The organism is Actinomycetospora chlora (assembly GCF_039542135.1).
GTDB classification, from domain to species: Bacteria; Actinomycetota; Actinomycetes; order Mycobacteriales; family Pseudonocardiaceae; genus Actinomycetospora; species Actinomycetospora chlora.
On the sequence record NZ_BAABHO010000006.1, the window covers coordinates 109,118 to 125,922 of the forward strand.

A 16,805-nucleotide genomic window follows, 5' to 3' on the forward strand; every position below is an offset into this window, starting at 1 on the left:
CACCGGTCGTGCGCGGCTGGCCGTCGCGTCCCGGAGGTGGCAGGCTCGGTGTCCATGTCCGCGCTGCGCCTGCGACTCGTGGCCCGCCGCCACGTGGATCTCGCACGCGTCTCCAGCGCGATGTGCCGCCGGGGCCGCTAGGCGCGACGCGCCGGGGTCCCGCCCGGCGCCGCCCCTCGGCCCCGCCTCCACCACGGCGTCACACCCCCTCGCGTGACCGTGGACGACGCACGCCGGGGCCCACCGGCGCGCGCCCACGGCACGCGGTCCCCACCCCCGAGGAGACCTCTCCGTGCCCACCCCCCGACCATCCCGGCGCGCCGGGATCGCGGTCGTCGCGGCCGTCCTCGCCGCGCTGACCGTGCTCGCCGGCTGCTCCCGCGCCCAGGAGAGCGCGCCGGCGCCGCAGGCCGACCAGGGCCCCGCCCCCGAGCTGCGCCTCGGCTTCTTCCCCAACATCACGCACGCTCCCGCGCTCATCGGCGTGCAGAACGGGCTGTTCGCCCAGCAGCTCGGCGCGACGCGGCTGGCGACGCAGACGTTCAACGCCGGCCCCGAGGAGGTCAGCGCGCTGCTCGGGAACTCGCTCGACATCGGGTTCATCGGCTCCGGCCCGGCGATCAACGCCTACAAGCAGGACCCGAACGGCGTGCGGCTCATCGCGGGGTCGACCTCCGGCGGCGCGCAGCTGGTGGTGCGCCCCGGCATCACCACGCCGCAGCAGCTGCTCGGCCGCAAGATCGCGACGCCGCAGCTGGGCAACACCCAGGACATCGCGCTGAAGAAGTGGCTCCGGCAGAACAACCTGCCGATCGGCACCGGGCCCGGCGCCGTCGAGGTCGTCAACATCGACAACGCCCGCGCGCTCGACGCGTACCGCACCGGCCAGCTCGACGGCGGGTGGCTGCCCGAGCCGTTCTCGTCGCGGTTCGTCGTCGAGGGCGGCGCGACCCAGCTGCTCGACGAGCGCACGCTGTGGCCCGACGGTCGCTTCCCGACGACGGTCGTCATCGCCCGCACCGACTACGTGCAGCAGCACCCGGCGACCGTGTCGGCGTTCCTGCGCGGGCTCGTCGCGGCCGAGGACCTGGCCCGCACCGACCCGGCCACGGCGAAGAACGTCGCCAACCAGGCCCTGGGCGCCACCAACAGCCGCCCGCTCGCGGCGCCGGTGCTCGACCGGGCGTGGGCGAACGTCTCGCTCGACCCGGACCCGCTGGCCGCGACGTTCCCGCAGCTCGCGCAGGACGCCGTGACCGCGGGGACCGCCCCGTCCGCGACGCAGCTCAACGGCTTCGTCGACGTCGGCCCGCTCAACCAGGCCCTCCAGGCCGCGGGCCGGCCGCCGGTGTCCGCCGCCGGGCTCGACCAGCGCTGACGCACGACCACCGAACCGAGGAGACACCGTGACCGCCACCCTCGACCGGGCCGGCCGCACACCGCGCACCGGCCCGCCGTCCGTCGACATCCGCGGCGTGTCGAAGGTGTTCGGCTCCGGTGCCGACGCCGTCGTCGCCCTCGACGGCGTCGACCTGCGGGTGCAGCCCGGGGAGTTCGTGTGCCTGCTGGGCGCGTCGGGCTGCGGGAAGACGACGCTGCTCAACGTCGTCGCCGGGCTCGACCAGCCGACGGCGGGCGAGGTCGAGCGCAGCGTCGCCCGGCCGGCGGTCATGTTCCAGGAGGCCGCGCTGCTGCCGTGGCTGTCGGCGGGGCGCAACGTCGAGCTGCCGTTGCGCCTCGCCGGCGTCGGGCGGGCCGCCCGGCGCCGCCGGGCCGAGGAGCTCCTGGCGCTGGTGCGCCTCGAGGGCCTCGCCGACAAGCGGCCGCACGAGCTCTCGGGCGGGATGCGCCAGCGCGTCGCCCTCGCCCGGGCGCTCGCGGCGGCCACGGGGGTCGACGAGAGCGGCGAGCCCGGGGTGCTGCTCATGGACGAGCCCTTCGGCGCGCTCGACGCGATCACCCGGGACGTGCTCCAGGCCGAGCTGCTGCGCGTGTGGGAGGCGACGGGCACCACGGTGCTGTTCGTGACCCACGACGTGCGGGAGTCGGTGCGCCTCGCCGAGCGGGTGGTGCTGCTCTCGTCGCGGCCCGGCCGGGTCGTGCGCGAGTGGGAGACCCGCGAGGCCCCCGACCGCGACGGGCTGCACGAGACGATCACCGGCGAGCTGCGGGAGGTGATCTCGGCCCATGCCCGCGGCTGAGCGCGCCTCCGAGCGGGACACCCTGGAGGCGATGGAGGCCGACGTCGGGCGCGGCCTCGACGCCCTCGACACCCCCACCGAGCAGCGGACGCCGTGGTGGCGCCGGGCGGCGAGCTCGGTGCTGCCGCCGATCGTGGCCGTCGTGCTGTTCGTCGTCGTCTGGCAGGTGCTGTGGGCGTCGGCGATCTGGCCGGAGTACCAGCTCCCCGCGCCGGGCGCGGTCCTCGACCAGATCCTCGCGCGCGCGGCGAGCGGGCAGGCGCTGACGATCCTGTGGACCTCGGTGAGCCGGGCGATCCTCGGGTTCCTCGTCGCGGTCCTCGTCGCCACGCCCCTGGGCCTGCTCGTCGCGATGGTGCCGCTCGTGCGCTCGGCGATCGGCCCGATCCTGTCGGGCCTGCAGTCCCTGCCGTCGGTGGCGTGGGTACCCGCGGCGATCCTGTGGTTCGGCCTCAACGACGCGGCGATCTACTTCGTCGTGCTCCTCGGCGCCGTGCCGTCGATCGCGAACGGGCTCGTCTCGGGCATCGACCAGGTCCCGCCGCTGCTCCCGCGGGTGGGCAAGGCGATGGGGGCGTCGCGGCTGCAGTCCGCGGGCCTGATCCTGCTGCCGGCGGCGCTGCCGGGCTACCTCGCCGGGCTCAAGCAGGGCTGGGCGTTCTCGTGGCGCTCGCTGATGGCCGCGGAGATCATCGCGACGTCACCGACGCTCGGGTTCGGCCTCGGCGCCTACCTGCACGAGGGCCAGTCGCTCTCGGACATGCCCACGGTCATCGCGGCGATCATCCTGATCCTCGTCGTGGGCGTCGGCATCGAGCTGCTCGTCTTCCGACCGCTCGAGCGGCGGATCCTGCGGGCGCGGGGCCTGGCCTCCGGGCCCTGACCCGTCAGCGCCGGTGCGCCGCCGCGGGGTGGGTCGGCGCGACGCGGGGGCCCGCGCCGCCCAGGACCTCGCGCAGCGTCCCGGTCGGCGGCGTGGCGGGCATCCGCCCGCGGCGGCGCAGCTCGGGCACGACGAGCTCGGCGACGTCGACGAACGTGCCCGGCGTGACCGCGTAGGCGAGGTTGAAGCCGTCGGCGCCGGTCTCGTCGACCCACTGCTCCATCGCGTCGGCCACCTCGGCCGGCGAGCCGACCGCGACCGGCCCGCGGCCCCCGACGGCCAGGTGTGCGGTGACCTCGGCGAGCGTCCACTCGCGGTCCGGATCGTCGGTGGTGAACGAGGCCAGCGCCGAGCGCCCGGCGTCGGTCTCGACGTGGCGGAGGGGCTCGTGCGGGTCCAGCCCGGCGAGGTCGAGTCCCGTCCACCCGCCGAAGAGCGCGAGCGCCCCCTCCTGCGACGCGACCGCCAGGTACTCCTCGTAGCGTTCGTGCGCCTGCGGCGACGTCGGCGCGACCACGGGCGCGAGCTGCACGAACACCGTCACCGACTCCGGGTCGCGCCCGGCCTGCGCGGCCGCCTCGCGGATGCCGGCCACCGACTTCGCGACGACGGTGGTGCTCGGCCCGGAGACGAACACCGCCTCGGCGTGCCGGCCCGCGAACGCCTGGCCTCGCGACGAGGCCCCGGCCTGGAAGATCGTCGGCGTGCGCTGCGGCGAGGGCTCGCAGAGGAAGGGGCCGGGCACGTCGAACCACGTGCCGTGGTGGCCGACGTCGTGCACCTTGGCCGGGTCGGTGTAGACGCCGCGCTCGGCGTCGCGCACCACGGCGCCGTCCTCCCAGGAGCCCTCCCAGAGCTTGTAGCAGACCTCGAGGTACTCCTCGGCCATCTCGTAGCGCTGGTCGTGGGGGAGCTGCTCGCCGAGCCCGAGGTTGGCCGCCGCGCTGGCCAGGTAGCCGGTGACGACGTTCCAGCCGACACGGCCCTTCGTCAGGTGGTCGAGCGTCGCGAAGCGGCGGGCCAGGGCGTAGGGGTGCTCGTAGCTCACCGACACCGTGATCCCGAACCCGAGCCGCGACGTCGCCGCGGCCATCGCCGGCACCGGGAGCATCGGGTCGCCGAGGGGCACCTGCGTGCCCGCGCGCAGGGCCGCGTCGCGGGAGCCGCCGTAGACGTCGTAGATCCCGAGCACGTCGGCGAGGAACAGCGCGTCGAACCCCGCGTCCTCGAGCACGCGCGCGAGGCCCACCCAGTGCTCGACGTCGGTGTAGCGGTACCCCTGGTCGTCCGGGTGGCGCCACAGACCGGCGGACTGGTGGCCCGCGCAGTTCATGGCGAACGCGTTGAGGTGGATGCGGCGTGACACGGGCGGGAGCGTCCTCCTAGCTCGCGAGCGGTTCGTGCGCGGTCTCCCGCCCGGCGAGGGCGGCGACGGTGGTCAGCACCGACAGGACGCCGAGGAACGCGACGACGAGCCAGAACGAGCCGGTGGCGCCGACGAGCGCGGCCGCGACGAGCGGGGCGAACCCGCCCGCGACCACGGAACCGATGCCGTAGCCCAGGGAGGCGCCGCTGTAGCGCAGCCGCGTCGAGAACAGCTCGGCGAACCAGGCGGCCTGCGGGCCGTACATGGCGTCGTGGGTGACGTTGATGCCGAGCACCATGGCCAGCACGATCAGCGGCGTCGACCCGGTGCCGACGGCGAGGAAGAACAGCGCGAGGGTGATCGTGCCGCCGATCGAGCCGATGAGGTACGGCGTCCGGCGTCCGATGCGGTCGGAGAGCACGGCCCACAGCGGGGTGGTCAGCAGCCCGAGCGCCGAGGTGATCACCACCGCGAGCAGTCCGGCGCTGTTGGCCTTGCCCAGCTCGCCGGTGATGTAGGTCAGCCCGTACGTCGTGAGCAGCACGAACAGCGCGATCTGCGAGAGCCGCAGGCCGGTGGTCACCAGCACGTTGCGCGGCGCCTCGCGGAACACCTCGACGACCGGCAGCAGGGCGACCTCGCCGGCGTCGCGCAGCCTCCGGAAGGCCGCGCCGTCGGAGATGCGCAGGCGGATGAACAGCCCGACGCCGACCAGCAGGATGCTGGCGAGGAACGGCAGGCGCCAGGCCCAGGACAGGAACGCCTCGTTGCCGCCGATCACCCGCACGAGGAACAGCGAGCCCGTGGCCAGCAGCATCCCGGCCGGCGAGCCGAGCTGGGTGAAGCTGCCGAAGAAGCCCCGGCGGCGCGCCGGGGCGTGCTCGACGCCGAGGATGGCCGCCCCGGCCCACTCGCCCCCGACCGCGAGCCCCTGCACGATCCGCAGCACGACGAGCAGGATCGGGGCCCAGACGCCGATGGTGGCGTAGGTGGGCAGGAGGCCGATGGCCGTGGTCGCGAGGCCCATGGTCACCAGCGCCGCGACCAGCACGACCTTGCGTCCCAGCCGGTCGCCGAGGTGCCCGGAGATCACCGCGCCGATCGGGCGGGCACCGAAGCCGGCCGCGTAGGTGGCGAACGCCGCCAGCGTGCCCGTCGTGGGGTCGACCGAGGGGAAGAACAGCTGGTTGAACACCAGCGCGGTGGCCGTGGCGTAGAGGTAGAAGTCGTACCACTCGATGGTCGTCCCGACGGCGCTCGCGAGGGCGACGCGGCGGGGCGTGTGGATGCTGTCGGACGTGCTGACCGGGGCGGTCGTGGACACGCGGGCTCCCGAGGGGTGGCGGGCGGAGAGGGCTGGTGACCGGCGCGACGGTCAGCGACAGCCGGCGCTCGCCGTCCGCAGCAGGTCGACGTGGCGTCGCCACGTCAGCACCCTCCGCACACCCATGGCGGCGACCCTCGCGGGCTGTGACGCGGCAGTCAACCGCTCGGGGGACACGTCACGTCCGGCCCCGACGGGCCTACCCTCGACGTGTGAAGGCGCTGCTCCTGGAGAACATCCACCCCGTCGCCGCGGAGAACCTGCGCGCCCGGGGTGTCGAGGTCGACGTGCGCTCCGGCGCCCTGACCAGCGCGGAGCTGGTCGACGCGCTGCCCGGGGTCGACCTGCTGGGCATCCGGTCGAACACCACGATCACGCCCGAGGTGCTCGACGCCGGCAAGGACCTCCTCGCGGTGGGCTGCTTCTGCATCGGCACCAACCAGGTCGACCTCGCCGCCGCCGTCGAGCGCGGCGTCGCCGTGTTCAACGCCCCGTTCTCGAACACCCGCAGCGTGGTCGAGCTGGTGCTCGGCGAGATCATCGCGCTGGTGCGCCGGCTGCCGGAGAAGACGCAGCGGATGCACGAGGGCGTCTGGGACAAGTCGGCCCGCGGCAGCCACGAGTTCCGCGGGCGCACGCTCGGGATCGTCGGCTACGGCAACATCGGCACCCAGCTGTCGAACATGGCCGAGGCCGTCGGCCTGCGGGTGATCTTCTACGACACCGCCGACCGCCTCGCCCACGGCAACGCCCGCCGTGTCGGGTCCCTGCCCGAGCTGCTGGCCGAGGCCGACGTCGTGAGCCTGCACGTCGACGGCCGCCCCGGGAACGCGGGACTCTTCGGCGCCGAGCAGTTCGCGCAGATGAAGCCGCGCTCGATCTTCATCAACGCCTCGCGCGGGATGGTCATCGACGACCACGCGCTCCGGGAGAACATCCTCTCCGGCCACATCGCCGGGGCCGCGATCGACGTCTTCCCGATCGAGCCGAAGGCGCAGGGCGACACCTTCGAGTCGCCGCTGCGGGGCCTGGACAACGTCATCCTCACCCCCCACGTCGGCGGCTCCACGCAGGAGGCCCAGGAGGAGATCGGGCACTTCGTCTCCACCAAGCTGATCGGCTTCACCGACACCGGCGTCACCGCGCTGTCGGTGAACATGCCGGAGGTCGCCCTGCCCGCCACGCCGACGTCGTTCCGCATGGGCTACCTGCACACCAACACCCCCGGGGTGCTGGCCGGGATCAACCAGCTGCTGCTCGACAGCGGCGTCAACGTCGTCAGCCAGGCGCTGTCGACGCGCGGCGAGCGCGGCTACGTGCTCACCGACACCGAGGCGCCCATCCCGGAGTCGGCCCTGGGCGACCTGCGCCGCTCGCCGCACACCGTGTGGCTGCGCACCTGGACGCCCTGACCGGTCAGCCCAGCTCGACGGTGTCCCCGCGGCGCACCGTGCCGCCGCGCACCACCTCGGCGTAGACGCCCGCGCACGGCAGCACGCCGAAGCCCGGCACGTCGACGCGGTTGTCGGTGAGCAGCGGGCGCAGGGCCTCGGGGGCGCGGGGCCGGTCCCCGTGCTCGAGCGTCGGCACCGAGCAGCGGGGCGTGGGCAGCACGACGCGCAGCACCACCTCGCCGACGGTGAGCTCTCGGCCGACCCAGGACGTCTCCTCGTAGGGAGCGGTGTCGCTCTCGATGACCAGGTTCGGGCGGTAGCGCACCGGGTCGACGCCCAGGCGCTCGAGCGTCGCGGTGGTGATGAGGTGCACCGGCGCGTAGTCGACGAACGTGTCGGCGGCGCTGCCCATCGAGATCTCCAGCGTGGGGGCCGCGACCTCGGACTCCACCCCGTGGGCCAGCACGTCCTCGGGGTCGGGCCGCTCGACCTCGGCGCCCGCGGGCCGGGCGTCGGCGACGGTGACCTCGCGTCCGAGGTCGGCGGCGAGCTCGGCGGGCAGGGCCGGGTCGTCGACGTCGCGGACGTGGCCGTCGGGGGCGGTGACGCGCACGCGGTCGCCGTCGGCGGCCGCCGAGTACTGCAGCAGACGACGCCACAGCCGCGGGTGCTTGGCGGTGGCGACGTAGCCGGTCGCGGCGTCGAGCAGCCCGTAGCGCCGGTCGAGCGCCAGGCCCGCGGCGGTGACCTCGGCCTGCTCGACGGGCTGGCCGAGCATCGACTTGACGGGGTAGCGGGTCAGCGTGGCGACGCGCACGTGGGGGCTCCTGTCGTCGGGCGGTCGTCGGGGAGGGCCGCCGCCACCTCGTCCGCGAGCCGGTGCGCCTCGCGGTACAGGTGCACGCACGGGGCCGTGCCGGGTGGGGTCCGGGTGGGGGTGAGCACGTCCGGGCCGAACCGGCCGGACGCGGGCGGGCCCGCGTCGGGCTGGTCGGCGACCACGAGCATGTCGAGGGGGCGGGCGGAGCCGTCGGCGAGCTCGAGGCCGTCCGGGCCGACGCGGGCCAGGTCGCCGGCGGCGAGCAGCTCCACGTGCGGGCAGGTGAACGCCTCGAGCCAGCCCCCGTCGCGGACGACACCGTCGGGCTCGCCGTCGGGGACCAGCAGCGTGGCCAGGCGCGGCTCGGCGGGCAGGCGGGCACGCATGCCGTCGCGGTCGGGGGCGGGCGGCGGGTCGTGCGGGGCGTCGCGGAGCTCGGCGAAGCGCGCCCGGTAGGCCTCGCGCTCGGGCCAGCCGTAGAGCGGGTTGACCCGCGGGACGACGTCGCGCGGCCGGTCGGCGACGACGGTCAGCGCGGCCACCGCGTCGACGACGGCGGGCACCAGCTGGATCGCCGACGTCCCCGACCCGAGCACCCCGACGCGGCGCCCGCGCAGGTCGTGGCGGTCCTCGCGCCAGGACGCGGTGCGCAGCACGAGCCCACCGAAGGCGGAGACGTCCACGTCGGGCTCGACCGATCCGCGTCCCGTGCACGCGACGAGCGCGCGGGTGCGCACCACCTCGCCGCGGTCGGTGCGCAGGGTCCACCCGTCGGCGTCGCGGGTGGCGTCGGTGACGGTCGTGGACAGCCGGACGTCGCGGCGCAGGCCGAGGCGGTCGGCGGCGAACCGGAACCAGCGCTGCACCTCGTACCCGGCGGGGTAGCGCTCGCTCCAGCCCCACTCGCGGTAGAGGTCCTCGTCGAAGAAGTACTGGTAGAGCGCGCTGTCGACGTCGAGGTGCGAGCCGGGGAAGGCGTGCCACCACCAGGTGCCGCCGACGTTGCCCGCGGTGTCGTAGGCCCGCACCCGCAGGCCCCGCCCGCGCAGCAGGTGCAGCACCGCGAGCCCGGTCCAGCCGGCGCCGACGACGACGGCGTCGAGGGGCTCGGCGGTGTCGGGCACGGGGCTCATCCTGCCCCGCGGACGCCGTCGTCGCGCCCCCCGGCGATCTCGCGGACCAGCCGGTGGAAGCGGCGGGTCGCGGGGGAGCGGTGGGCCCCGGCCGGGCCGACCACGGTGAGCACCCGCGACCCGACGTCCTCGGCGGTGGCGAAGACCCGCACCCCGTCGCCGGGGACCTGCCCGAGCGTCAGGTCCGGGACGATCGTCGCGCCCAGCCCGGCGGCGACCAGCGCGATCATCGTGCGCGACTCCGTGCACACGTGCTGGTGGCCGACGGCGACGCCGTGACGGGCCGAGAGCTGCTCGAGGATGCGGTGGGCCCCGTGGCGCAGGGGCGAGGTGACCCACGGCCCGGGGAGCAGCTCCGCGAGGGTGTCCGGCGCGGCCCACACCCGGGGCACGACGACGCGGAAGGCGTCGCGGCACAGGTCGTCCTCGACGAGGCCGGGGTGCGGGCCGGTGGTGGGCGCGGTGGCCTCGGAGTAGCGCTCGGCGAGCAGCAGGTCGAGCTCGCCGGCGCGCAGCAGGTCGACGCCGGTGTCGGCGGGGACCTCCAGGACCTGGACGTGCAGGCCGGGGTCGCTCACCGCGATCTCCTGCAGCGCCGGCACGACGAACGCGGCCAGCGCCGTCGCGAAGCCGCCGATGCGCACCGTGCCCTGGGTGCCCTCGCGCAGCCGGTCGGCCTCCCGGCCCGCGCGGGCCAGGGCGAGGGCGACCTCGTCGGCGTGCTCGGCCAGGGCGCGCCCGGCGGTCGTCAGCGTCACCGCGCGCCCGCCGCCGCGGCGGCTGCGGTCGAGCAGGGCGAGCCGGGTCTCGGACTCGAGGCGCGTGAGGTGCTGGGAGACGCCGGACGCGGTGAGGTGCAGGGCCGCGGCGGCGGCCGCGACGCTGCCGGTGCGGTGCACGGCACGCAGCACCAGGAGCCGGTGCGGGTCGATCGGCATTCACTCATGCTGACGCAGGGCCGCAGGAGAAGTCACTGCCGCTGACGGCCGGTCGGGCCCACGATCGGGGGCATGAGAGGAGTGCTGCTGCTCGCCGGGACCGTCGTCTGCGAGGTCCTCGGCACCGTGTCCCTGGCTGCGTCCGTGGTGGCCGGGGTCCTCGCCGGCTACGGGCTGGCGGTCCTGCTGTTCTCCCGCGCCCTGCACCACGGCCTGCCGCTCGGGATCGCCTACGGCACGGTGACCGGCTGCGGGCTGGTCGCCGCGACCGTCCTCGGCGCGGTCGTCCTCGGCGAGCCGCTGACCCCGCTGCGCGCGGGCGGACTCGTGCTGGTGCTCGGCGGGGCGCTGCTGCTCCAGCGGCGGGTGGCGGCGTGACCGGGACCGTGACCGCCACGCTCCTGCTGCTCGGGGCGATCGCGGCGCAGGGCGTGTCGCTGGCGGCGATGCGGGCGTCGCGCGGCCTGCGCCGCCACCGGTGGACGGCGACGGCGCTGGTCGCGATGGGCGCCTCGGTGCTGCTGATGTCGCGGGCGCTGGACGCCGGGATGCCGCTGGCCGTCGGGTACGGCGTGTGGAGCGGGGCGGGCATCGCCCTCGCCGCGGCCACCGGCGCGCTGGTGTTCCGCGACCGCCTGGCCCGCGTCCACCTCGCCGGCCTGGCGCTGGTGGTGCTCGGCGTGGTGCTGGTGCACGGGACCTGACGCCGGCCCTGAACCGTGCCCTGAACCGTCCGGCCGCGTGCTCCGTGTCCCCGGGTGACCACCCTCGCCCCGGGAGAGGACACGCCCATGCCCGCCCACACCGCCGACACCCCCGCCCCGACCGCGTCGCGCCGGAGCGCCGGCGGGCCGCTCCGCGGGGTGCAGGTCGCCGCGGTCCTGTCCGTGGTCGTCCTGGCCTGGCAGTTCGTCACCGCCGGCGCGCTGCTGCCGCGCGGCGGGCCGCTCGGGGCGCACGCCGCCGGCGCGATCGTGCTGCACGTCGTGCTCGGCCTGCTGACGATCGCGACGGTGCTGTGGGCGCGGTCGGCGCGGGGCCCGTGGTGGCCGGCGGTGGTGTCGGCGGTGGTGTTCGTCCTGTCGTTCCTGCAGGCCTACGCCGGGGAGCACGGCAACCTGGCGCTGCACGTCCCGTGCGCCATGCTGCTCACCCTCGGCACGGTGTGGGTGGCCGCCTGGTCGTTCGGGGCCCGGGGGACGGCCCGGCGGGAGGTGGGGTGAGCGAGGGCACCGACCTGATCCGCCTGCTGCACGAGCAGCACGGCGCCGTGCTGTGGGCCGTCGCCCTGCGGACCACGGCCGATCCCGGACGCGCCCAGGACGCCGTGCAGGAGACGCTGCTGCGCGCGTGGCGCCACCCCGACGCGCTCGACGAGAGCCGCGGCGACCCGCGTCCCTGGCTGCTGCGCACCCTGCGCAACGTGCTCATCGACGAGTGGCGCTCCCGCTCGGTGCGGCCGGAGGTGCTCTCCGAGGACGTCGGGGAGGCCGGGGAACCGTCGGTCGCGGACCACGCGGACGCGGCCGTGCAGGCGTGGGTCGTCGGCGCCGCCCTGGCCCGGCTCACGCCGGAGCACCGGGCGGTGCTGGCCGAGTGCTACTACCGCGGCCGGACGGTCGCGGAGGCCGCGGCCGTGCTCGGCGTCCCGCCGGGCACGGTGAAGTCGCGGACCCACTACGCGCTGCGCGCGCTGCGCCTGGTGCTCGAGGAGATGGGGGTCGGGTCATGACGTGCCCGCACCGATTCGACGTCGGTGTGTACGTGCTCGGCGCGCTGGAGCCCGCCGAGCGCGAGGGGTTCGAGTCGCACCTGCCCGGGTGCGCCGACTGCCGCCGGTCGCTGGGTGAGGTCGCGGGCCTGCCCGGGCTGCTCGCGCGCGTGCCCGACCCGGAGCGCGCGGCGCACCCGGAACCGCCGGACCTCCTCGACGGCGTGCTGCACCGCGTGCGGCGGCGCCGGCGGACGGGGTGGGCGCTCGCCGCCGTGGCCGTGGTCGTCGCGCTGCTGGGCGGGGGTGCGATCGGGTGGACGGTGCCGCCCGACGCCACGGCCCCGGCCGTGCGCGAGGTGGCGCTGCCGCCGGTCGGGGCGTCGGAGACGTCGGGTCTCGCGGGGCTGACCGCCAAGCCCTGGGGCACGGCGATCTCGCTGAGCTGCCTCTACCACGGCGCGGAGCGCCCGCCGGCGGCCCCGGACGCCGCCCGCACCACCTACGTGCTGGTGGTGCGCGGCCCCGACGGCCGCGAGGAGCAGGTCGCGCGCTGGAGCCCGCCGCCCGGCCAGGACGTCGTGGTCGCGGCGGCCACCGACCTCACCCCGGACCGGGTACGGGGACTCGAGGTGCGCACCGCGGACGGGGCGACGGTGATGCGGTCGTAGGGCCGGCGGGGCAGGTCACTCGGCACACTGTCGTCCGTGGACGACCGCCGTGCCGCCGCCTGGCGGGCCTGGGCGCGCGACCTGGTCCGGCTGCGGGGGACCGGGTTCGACGCGGTGGACGTGGTCCGTGCCGGCGTGTGCGCCGGCGCGCCGGTCCTCGTCGGGTGGTGGGCGGGCGACGTGACCGCGGGGCTCACGGCCAGCATCGGGGCGTTCGTGGCCCTCTACGGCGCCGGCCGGCCCTACCGGTCGCGGGCGCGCGTGCTGGGGGTGCTCGCGCTCGGGATCCCCGCCGTCGTCGTGGCCGGGGCGCTCTCGGCGGTCTCGCCGGTGCTCACGGTGGTCACGGTGGCGGCGATCGCCGTGCTCGCGACGTGGCGCTGCCAGGCCGCCGACACCGGCCCGCCCGGCCCGTACATGGTCGTGCTCGCCGCCGCGACGGCCTCGGGCATCCCGCACGCCGACACCGAGGCCTGGCGCCTGGGGCTCCTCGTGCTCGCGGGCGCGGTCTTCTCCTGGCTGGTGCACCTCGCGGGCGCGCTCGCCGGGTTCCGCCGCCCGGAGGAGGCGACGGTCGCGGCCGGCGGCGAGGCCGTGGCCGGGCTCGTCGCGGCGGTGGGCACCGACCGCTACCCCGTCGCCCGCGACCGGGCGGCCCGGGCGATGCACCGGTGCTGGGTGGTGCTCGCCGAGCAGCAGGGGACGCCGCGCCGGGGCGGGACGCTCGAGCGGCTGCGGGCGCTGGCGTTCGCGCTGCACGGGGAGCTGGCCGCCGCGGTGCGGGCGCAGGACGAGGGCCGTCCCGTCGACCCGGACGCAACCCGCCGGGTGCGCACGCTGGCCGGGGCGGTCGCGGACCCGCCGCCCGTGCCGCACCGGGTCGGCCCGGACGACGTCCCGCTCGGCGGGCCGGGGGTGCGGCGGACCGCCCGGGCGCTGCTGGTGCCGGGTTCCCCGTGGCGGGCGGTCCTCGTGCGCGTGGGGGTCGCCGCCGTCCTCGCCGGCACGCTCGGTGTCGTCGTCGGCCTGGAGCACGCCTACTGGGCCGTCGCCGCCGCGGTGCTGGTGCTCTGCCAGGGCCTCGGGTGGTCGGGCACGCTCGAGCGGGCGGTGCTGCGCCTGGCCGGCACGCTGCTCGGCCTGCTCGTCGCGGCCGCGATGTTCGCCGCCGCCCCGACCGGTGTCGCGCTGGCACTGACCATCGCGGTCCTGCAGTCCCTCGCCCAGTGGCTGCTGCCGCGCAACTACGGGGTCGGGGTCGTCGCCGTCACCCCGCTCGCACTGGCCATCGGGACCGGGGCGCACACCCCCGACCCCGGCGCGCTGCTGCTGGCCCGGGGCCTCGACACCGCGGTGGGGTGCGCGATCGGCGTGCTGGTGTTCCTCGCCGTCCGGCCGCGGGCCGCGCTGCCCGACCCGCGCGCGCTCGTGGCGGCCACCCTGCGGGAGGCCGCCCGCGTCGTGCCGTTCCTCGCCGCCGGCCGCACCGCGACCCCGGAGGCCCGTGGCGCGCGCCGCGACCTCACCACCCGCCTGCTCGCCGTCGCCGACGCCCACGACGTCGGCGAGCTCGCCGCGCCGCTGGGGCCGCACCCGCACACCACGGCGTGGTGGCCCGCCCTCGACGCGGCCCATCGCCTGGGCCAGCAGGTCCTCGCGGCGTGCTGGGCGCTCGACACCGGCGTCGCCGAGCCGGTGCCGGCCCCGGGCCTTGCCGCCGAGCTCGAGGCCCTGGCCGGGTGGGTCGGGGACGGGACCGGGCCGCCGCCCGACGGGCACGACACCGGGGAGGGCGTCCTCGGCCTCGAGCTCGCGGCGCTGCGGGCGTCGTTGCCCGCCGCCGCGGTTTGGTAGATCTGGTGTCCGTGCGCTACGTGGCGATCGGGGACAGCTTCACCGAAGGCGTCGGCGACGAGCGCGAGGACGGCCCCCCGCGCGGGTGGGCCGACCTCGTGGCGGCGGGCCTGGCCGTGGCGGCCGGCGAGCCGATCTCGTACGCGAACCTCGCGGTGCGCGGCCGCCTGCTCGCCGACATCACCGGCCCCCAGCTCGACGCCGCCCTGGCGCTGGACCCGGCCCCCACGCTGGTCACGCTCAACGGCGGCGGCAACGACATGCTGCGCCCCCGCACCGACGTCGCCGCCCTGGCCCGGCAGAGCGAGCGGGTGGTCGACCGCTGCGCCGCGGCCGGCGTGCGGCTCGTGCTCATCAGCGGCGCCGACCCCTCCGGCGGGCTGCCGCTCGGCCGCGTCGTCCACCGCCGCGCCGAGGAGCTCACCGCCCACGTCGCCCGGCTGGCCGCCGAGCGCGACCTCGACTTCGTGGACGTCTTCCACGACGTCGAGCTGCACCGGCCGGCCTACTGGTCGCCGGACCGCCTGCACCTCAACGCGGACGGCCACCGCCGCGCGGCCGGGCTGATCCTCGCCGGCGTGCTCGGCGACGGCGCCCCGCCGGTCCTCGCGCTCGACCCCGCCCCGGCACCGGTCCGCGGGCGGCGCGAGCAGGTGGACTACTACCGCGAGCACGTCCTGCCCTGGGTGGGCCGGCACGTGCGCGGGCGCTCGTCCGGCGACGGCGTCAGCCCGAAGCACCCGGACTGGGTGTCGGTGAGCCCCCGGGGTGCGGAGCGTGGCGCGGTCGAGCTCGGGTGAGTCCGTCCTCGAGCGCGTCGTGCGCGTGCTCGAGGCGTTCACGCCCGAGACGCCGGCGCTGCAGGTCTCGGAGGTCGCGCGCCGGGCCGGGCTGCCGGTGGCGACGGCGTCGCGGCTCGTCGCCGAGCTCGTCGAGCACGGTCTGCTCGCCCGTGACGCCGACCGTCGCGTCCGCGTCGGCACCCGGCTCTGGGAGCTCGGCCTGCGCGCCTCGCCGACGCTGTCGCTGCGCGAGACGGCGATGCCGGTGATGGAGCAGCTGCAGGCCGCCGTCGGCCACCACACCCAGCTCGGCGTGCTCGACGGCGAGGAGGTGCTGTTCGTCGAGCGCCTCTCCGCCGAGCGGGCGGTCATCAACTACACCCGCATCGCGGCGCGGCTGCCGCTGCACGCGTCGTCGTCGGGGCTCGTGCTGCTCGCCTACGGGTCCGGCGTGCTGCAGGAGCGCGTCCTCGCGACCCCGCGCCACCGGTACACGGCGGCGACGGTCACCGACCCCGGCCGGCTGCGGGTGCTGCTCGCCGACGTCCGCAAGCAGGGGTTCGCGCTGTGCCCCGGCCACATCCATCCCGACGCCACCGGCATCGCCGTGCCCCTGCGCACCGCCGACCAGCAGGTGGTCGCCGCCCTCTCGGTGGTGGTGCCCAACGACGCCCGCGCCCGCGGCCACCTCGCGACGCTCACCGCGGCCGCCCGCCGCGCCGAACGCCGTCTCATTGGGTGAGAAGACCGTTCCCGGCGACCCACCCGGCGCGTCACCGTCGCGGGGTGGACGAGCTCGTGGTGGCCGGCAAGCAGGTCGAGGCGCAGGGCGTGGTGTCGCTGGTCCTGGCCCGGCCCGACGGCGGGCGGCTGCCCGACTGGGCCCCCGGCGCCCACATCGACGTGGTGCTGCCGACCGGTGCCACCCGCCAGTACTCGCTGTGCGGCGACCGCTGGGACGCCCACACCTACCGGGTCGCCGTGCTGCGCGAACCCGGCGGTCGCGGCGGCTCCGCCTACGTGCACGACGGGCTCGCGGTCGGCGACGTCGTCGCCTTCGGCGGCCCCCGCAACAACTTCGCGATGGTGCCCGTTACGCGCTACCTGTTCGTCGCCGGTGGCATCGGGATCACGCCGCTGCTCCCGATGATCGGACAGGCCGACCTGCTCGGCGCGGACTGGGCGCTGCTCTACGGCGGCCGCACCCGCGCCTCGATGGCGTTCGTCGACGACCTCGCCCGCCACGGTGACCGCGTCGCCCTCCGCCCCGAGGACGAGCACGGCCTGCTGCCGCTGCGGTCCTGGCTCGGCGCCGAGCGTGACGACACCGTCGTCTACTGCTGCGGCCCCGCGCCCCTGCTCGACGCCCTCGGCGCGGCGACGGCCGGGTGGGCGCCGCACCGCGTGCGCACCGAGCGCTTCGTCGCCGCCGAGCTGGACGCCCCGGCCCGCGACGCGCCGTTCGAGGTCGAGCTGGCCCGCACCGGCACGACGGTGACCGTGCCGCCGCAGCGCACCGTCCTCGACGTCGCCCGCCAGGCCGGCGCCACGGCGCTGTCCTCGTGCGAGCAGGGCCTGTGCGGCACCTGCGAGACCGGGGTGCTCGCCGGCGTGCCCGACCACCGCGACTCGATCCTCGCCGACCACGAGCGCGCCGCCGGGGACTGCATGTTCCCGTGCGTCTCGCGCTCGTGCACCGACCGCCTCGTGCTGGACCTCTAGGAGCAC

The 16,805-nt window shown here is 76.4% G+C and carries 19 protein-coding genes; 14 read left to right on the forward strand and 5 right to left on the reverse strand.

Annotated features, from left to right (window positions below):
- The first annotated feature begins 54 nt into the window (after nucleotides 1–54).
- The 4 genes from ABD994_RS31645 (at nucleotide 55) to ABD994_RS05665 (ending at nucleotide 3,084) form a co-directional block, all read left to right on the forward strand.
- Nucleotides 55–141, forward strand: coding sequence for a putative leader peptide (locus tag ABD994_RS31645; protein ID WP_425550028.1), 87 nt, complete (start codon nucleotides 55–57; stop codon nucleotides 139–141).
- A 151-nt stretch (nucleotides 142–292) separates the two neighbouring features.
- Complete coding sequence (locus ABD994_RS05655; protein WP_345411597.1) at nucleotides 293–1,378, forward strand: ABC transporter substrate-binding protein; 1,086 nt, start codon at nucleotides 293–295, stop codon at nucleotides 1,376–1,378.
- A 28-nt stretch (nucleotides 1,379–1,406) separates the two neighbouring features.
- The gene (locus ABD994_RS05660; RefSeq protein ID WP_345411599.1) at nucleotides 1,407–2,201 is read left to right on the forward strand and encodes an ABC transporter ATP-binding protein; all 795 of its coding nucleotides are present in this window, start codon (nucleotides 1,407–1,409) and stop codon (nucleotides 2,199–2,201) included.
- Nucleotides 2,188–3,084, forward strand: coding sequence for an ABC transporter permease (locus ABD994_RS05665; RefSeq protein ID WP_345411601.1), 897 nt, complete (start codon nucleotides 2,188–2,190; stop codon nucleotides 3,082–3,084). The genes ABD994_RS05660 and ABD994_RS05665 overlap by 14 nt, the downstream gene beginning before the upstream one ends.
- A 4-nt stretch (nucleotides 3,085–3,088) precedes the next feature.
- On the opposite strand, the gene ABD994_RS05670 is transcribed toward ABD994_RS05665, so the two are convergent.
- Nucleotides 3,089–4,450 carry an LLM class flavin-dependent oxidoreductase gene (locus tag ABD994_RS05670; RefSeq protein ID WP_345411603.1) on the reverse strand — a complete coding sequence of 454 codons (1,362 nt, stop codon included), beginning with the start codon at nucleotides 4,448–4,450 and terminating at the stop codon, nucleotides 3,089–3,091.
- A 16-nt stretch (nucleotides 4,451–4,466) separates the two neighbouring features.
- Nucleotides 4,467–5,774: an MFS transporter gene (locus ABD994_RS05675; RefSeq protein ID WP_345411605.1), complete on the reverse strand. Its 1,308-nt coding sequence runs from the start codon at nucleotides 5,772–5,774 to the stop codon at nucleotides 4,467–4,469.
- Between the two features lie 212 nt (nucleotides 5,775–5,986).
- Between ABD994_RS05675 and serA the strand changes: the two genes are divergently transcribed.
- Complete coding sequence (gene serA / locus ABD994_RS05680; RefSeq protein ID WP_345411609.1) at nucleotides 5,987–7,186, forward strand: phosphoglycerate dehydrogenase; 1,200 nt, start codon at nucleotides 5,987–5,989, stop codon at nucleotides 7,184–7,186.
- Between the two features lie 4 nt (nucleotides 7,187–7,190).
- Here serA and ABD994_RS05685 read toward each other — a convergent pair whose 3' ends face one another.
- From ABD994_RS05685 to ABD994_RS05695, 3 genes are read right to left on the reverse strand one after another with little or no spacing between them, the layout of a single operon-like run.
- Entirely contained in the window at nucleotides 7,191–7,985 is a 795-nt protein-coding gene (locus ABD994_RS05685; RefSeq protein ID WP_345411611.1) for an MOSC domain-containing protein, read from the reverse strand.
- Entirely contained in the window at nucleotides 7,967–9,112 is a 1,146-nt protein-coding gene (locus ABD994_RS05690; protein ID WP_345411613.1) for a flavin-containing monooxygenase, read from the reverse strand. Before ABD994_RS05690 ends, ABD994_RS05685 begins: the two co-directional genes overlap by 19 nt.
- A gap of 5 nt (nucleotides 9,113–9,117) precedes the next feature.
- Nucleotides 9,118–10,059, reverse strand: a complete 942-nt coding sequence (locus ABD994_RS05695; protein ID WP_345411615.1) for a LysR family transcriptional regulator — start codon at nucleotides 10,057–10,059, stop codon at nucleotides 9,118–9,120.
- A 72-nt stretch (nucleotides 10,060–10,131) separates the two neighbouring features.
- On the opposite strand from ABD994_RS05695, the gene ABD994_RS05700 reads away from it, so the two are divergent.
- The 9 genes from ABD994_RS05700 to ABD994_RS05740 all read left to right on the forward strand — a co-directional run bounded on the left by ABD994_RS05700 (nucleotide 10,132) and on the right by ABD994_RS05740 (nucleotide 16,799).
- On the forward strand, nucleotides 10,132–10,437 hold the full coding sequence (locus tag ABD994_RS05700; RefSeq protein WP_345411617.1) for a DMT family transporter: 306 nt from the start codon (nucleotides 10,132–10,134) through the stop codon (nucleotides 10,435–10,437).
- Nucleotides 10,434–10,763 carry a DMT family transporter gene (locus ABD994_RS05705; RefSeq protein ID WP_345411619.1) on the forward strand — a complete coding sequence of 110 codons (330 nt, stop codon included), beginning with the start codon at nucleotides 10,434–10,436 and terminating at the stop codon, nucleotides 10,761–10,763. Before ABD994_RS05700 ends, ABD994_RS05705 begins: the two co-directional genes overlap by 4 nt.
- Nucleotides 10,764–10,850: 87 nt before the next feature.
- Nucleotides 10,851–11,282 (forward strand): hypothetical protein, encoded by a 432-nt coding sequence (locus ABD994_RS05710; RefSeq protein ID WP_345411621.1) that lies wholly within the window; start codon nucleotides 10,851–10,853, stop codon nucleotides 11,280–11,282.
- The gene (locus tag ABD994_RS05715) at nucleotides 11,279–11,791 is read left to right on the forward strand and encodes a sigma-70 family RNA polymerase sigma factor (RefSeq protein WP_345411623.1); all 513 of its coding nucleotides are present in this window, start codon (nucleotides 11,279–11,281) and stop codon (nucleotides 11,789–11,791) included. The genes ABD994_RS05710 and ABD994_RS05715 overlap by 4 nt, the downstream gene beginning before the upstream one ends.
- On the forward strand, nucleotides 11,788–12,441 hold the full coding sequence (locus ABD994_RS05720) for an anti-sigma factor family protein (protein ID WP_345411625.1): 654 nt from the start codon (nucleotides 11,788–11,790) through the stop codon (nucleotides 12,439–12,441). The genes ABD994_RS05715 and ABD994_RS05720 overlap by 4 nt, the downstream gene beginning before the upstream one ends.
- Nucleotides 12,442–12,477: 36 nt before the next feature.
- A complete protein-coding gene (locus ABD994_RS05725) occupies nucleotides 12,478–14,295 on the forward strand; it encodes an FUSC family protein (protein WP_345411628.1) in 1,818 nt (605 codons plus the stop codon).
- Between the two features lie 5 nt (nucleotides 14,296–14,300).
- Nucleotides 14,301–15,095 (forward strand): SGNH/GDSL hydrolase family protein, encoded by a 795-nt coding sequence (locus ABD994_RS05730; RefSeq protein ID WP_345411630.1) that lies wholly within the window; start codon nucleotides 14,301–14,303, stop codon nucleotides 15,093–15,095.
- A complete protein-coding gene (locus tag ABD994_RS05735; protein ID WP_345411632.1) occupies nucleotides 15,073–15,819 on the forward strand; it encodes an IclR family transcriptional regulator in 747 nt (248 codons plus the stop codon). The genes ABD994_RS05730 and ABD994_RS05735 overlap by 23 nt, the downstream gene beginning before the upstream one ends.
- Before the next feature lie 44 nt (nucleotides 15,820–15,863).
- Nucleotides 15,864–16,799 (forward strand): PDR/VanB family oxidoreductase, encoded by a 936-nt coding sequence (locus ABD994_RS05740; protein ID WP_345411634.1) that lies wholly within the window; start codon nucleotides 15,864–15,866, stop codon nucleotides 16,797–16,799.
- Nucleotides 16,800–16,805: the final 6 nt, after the last annotated feature.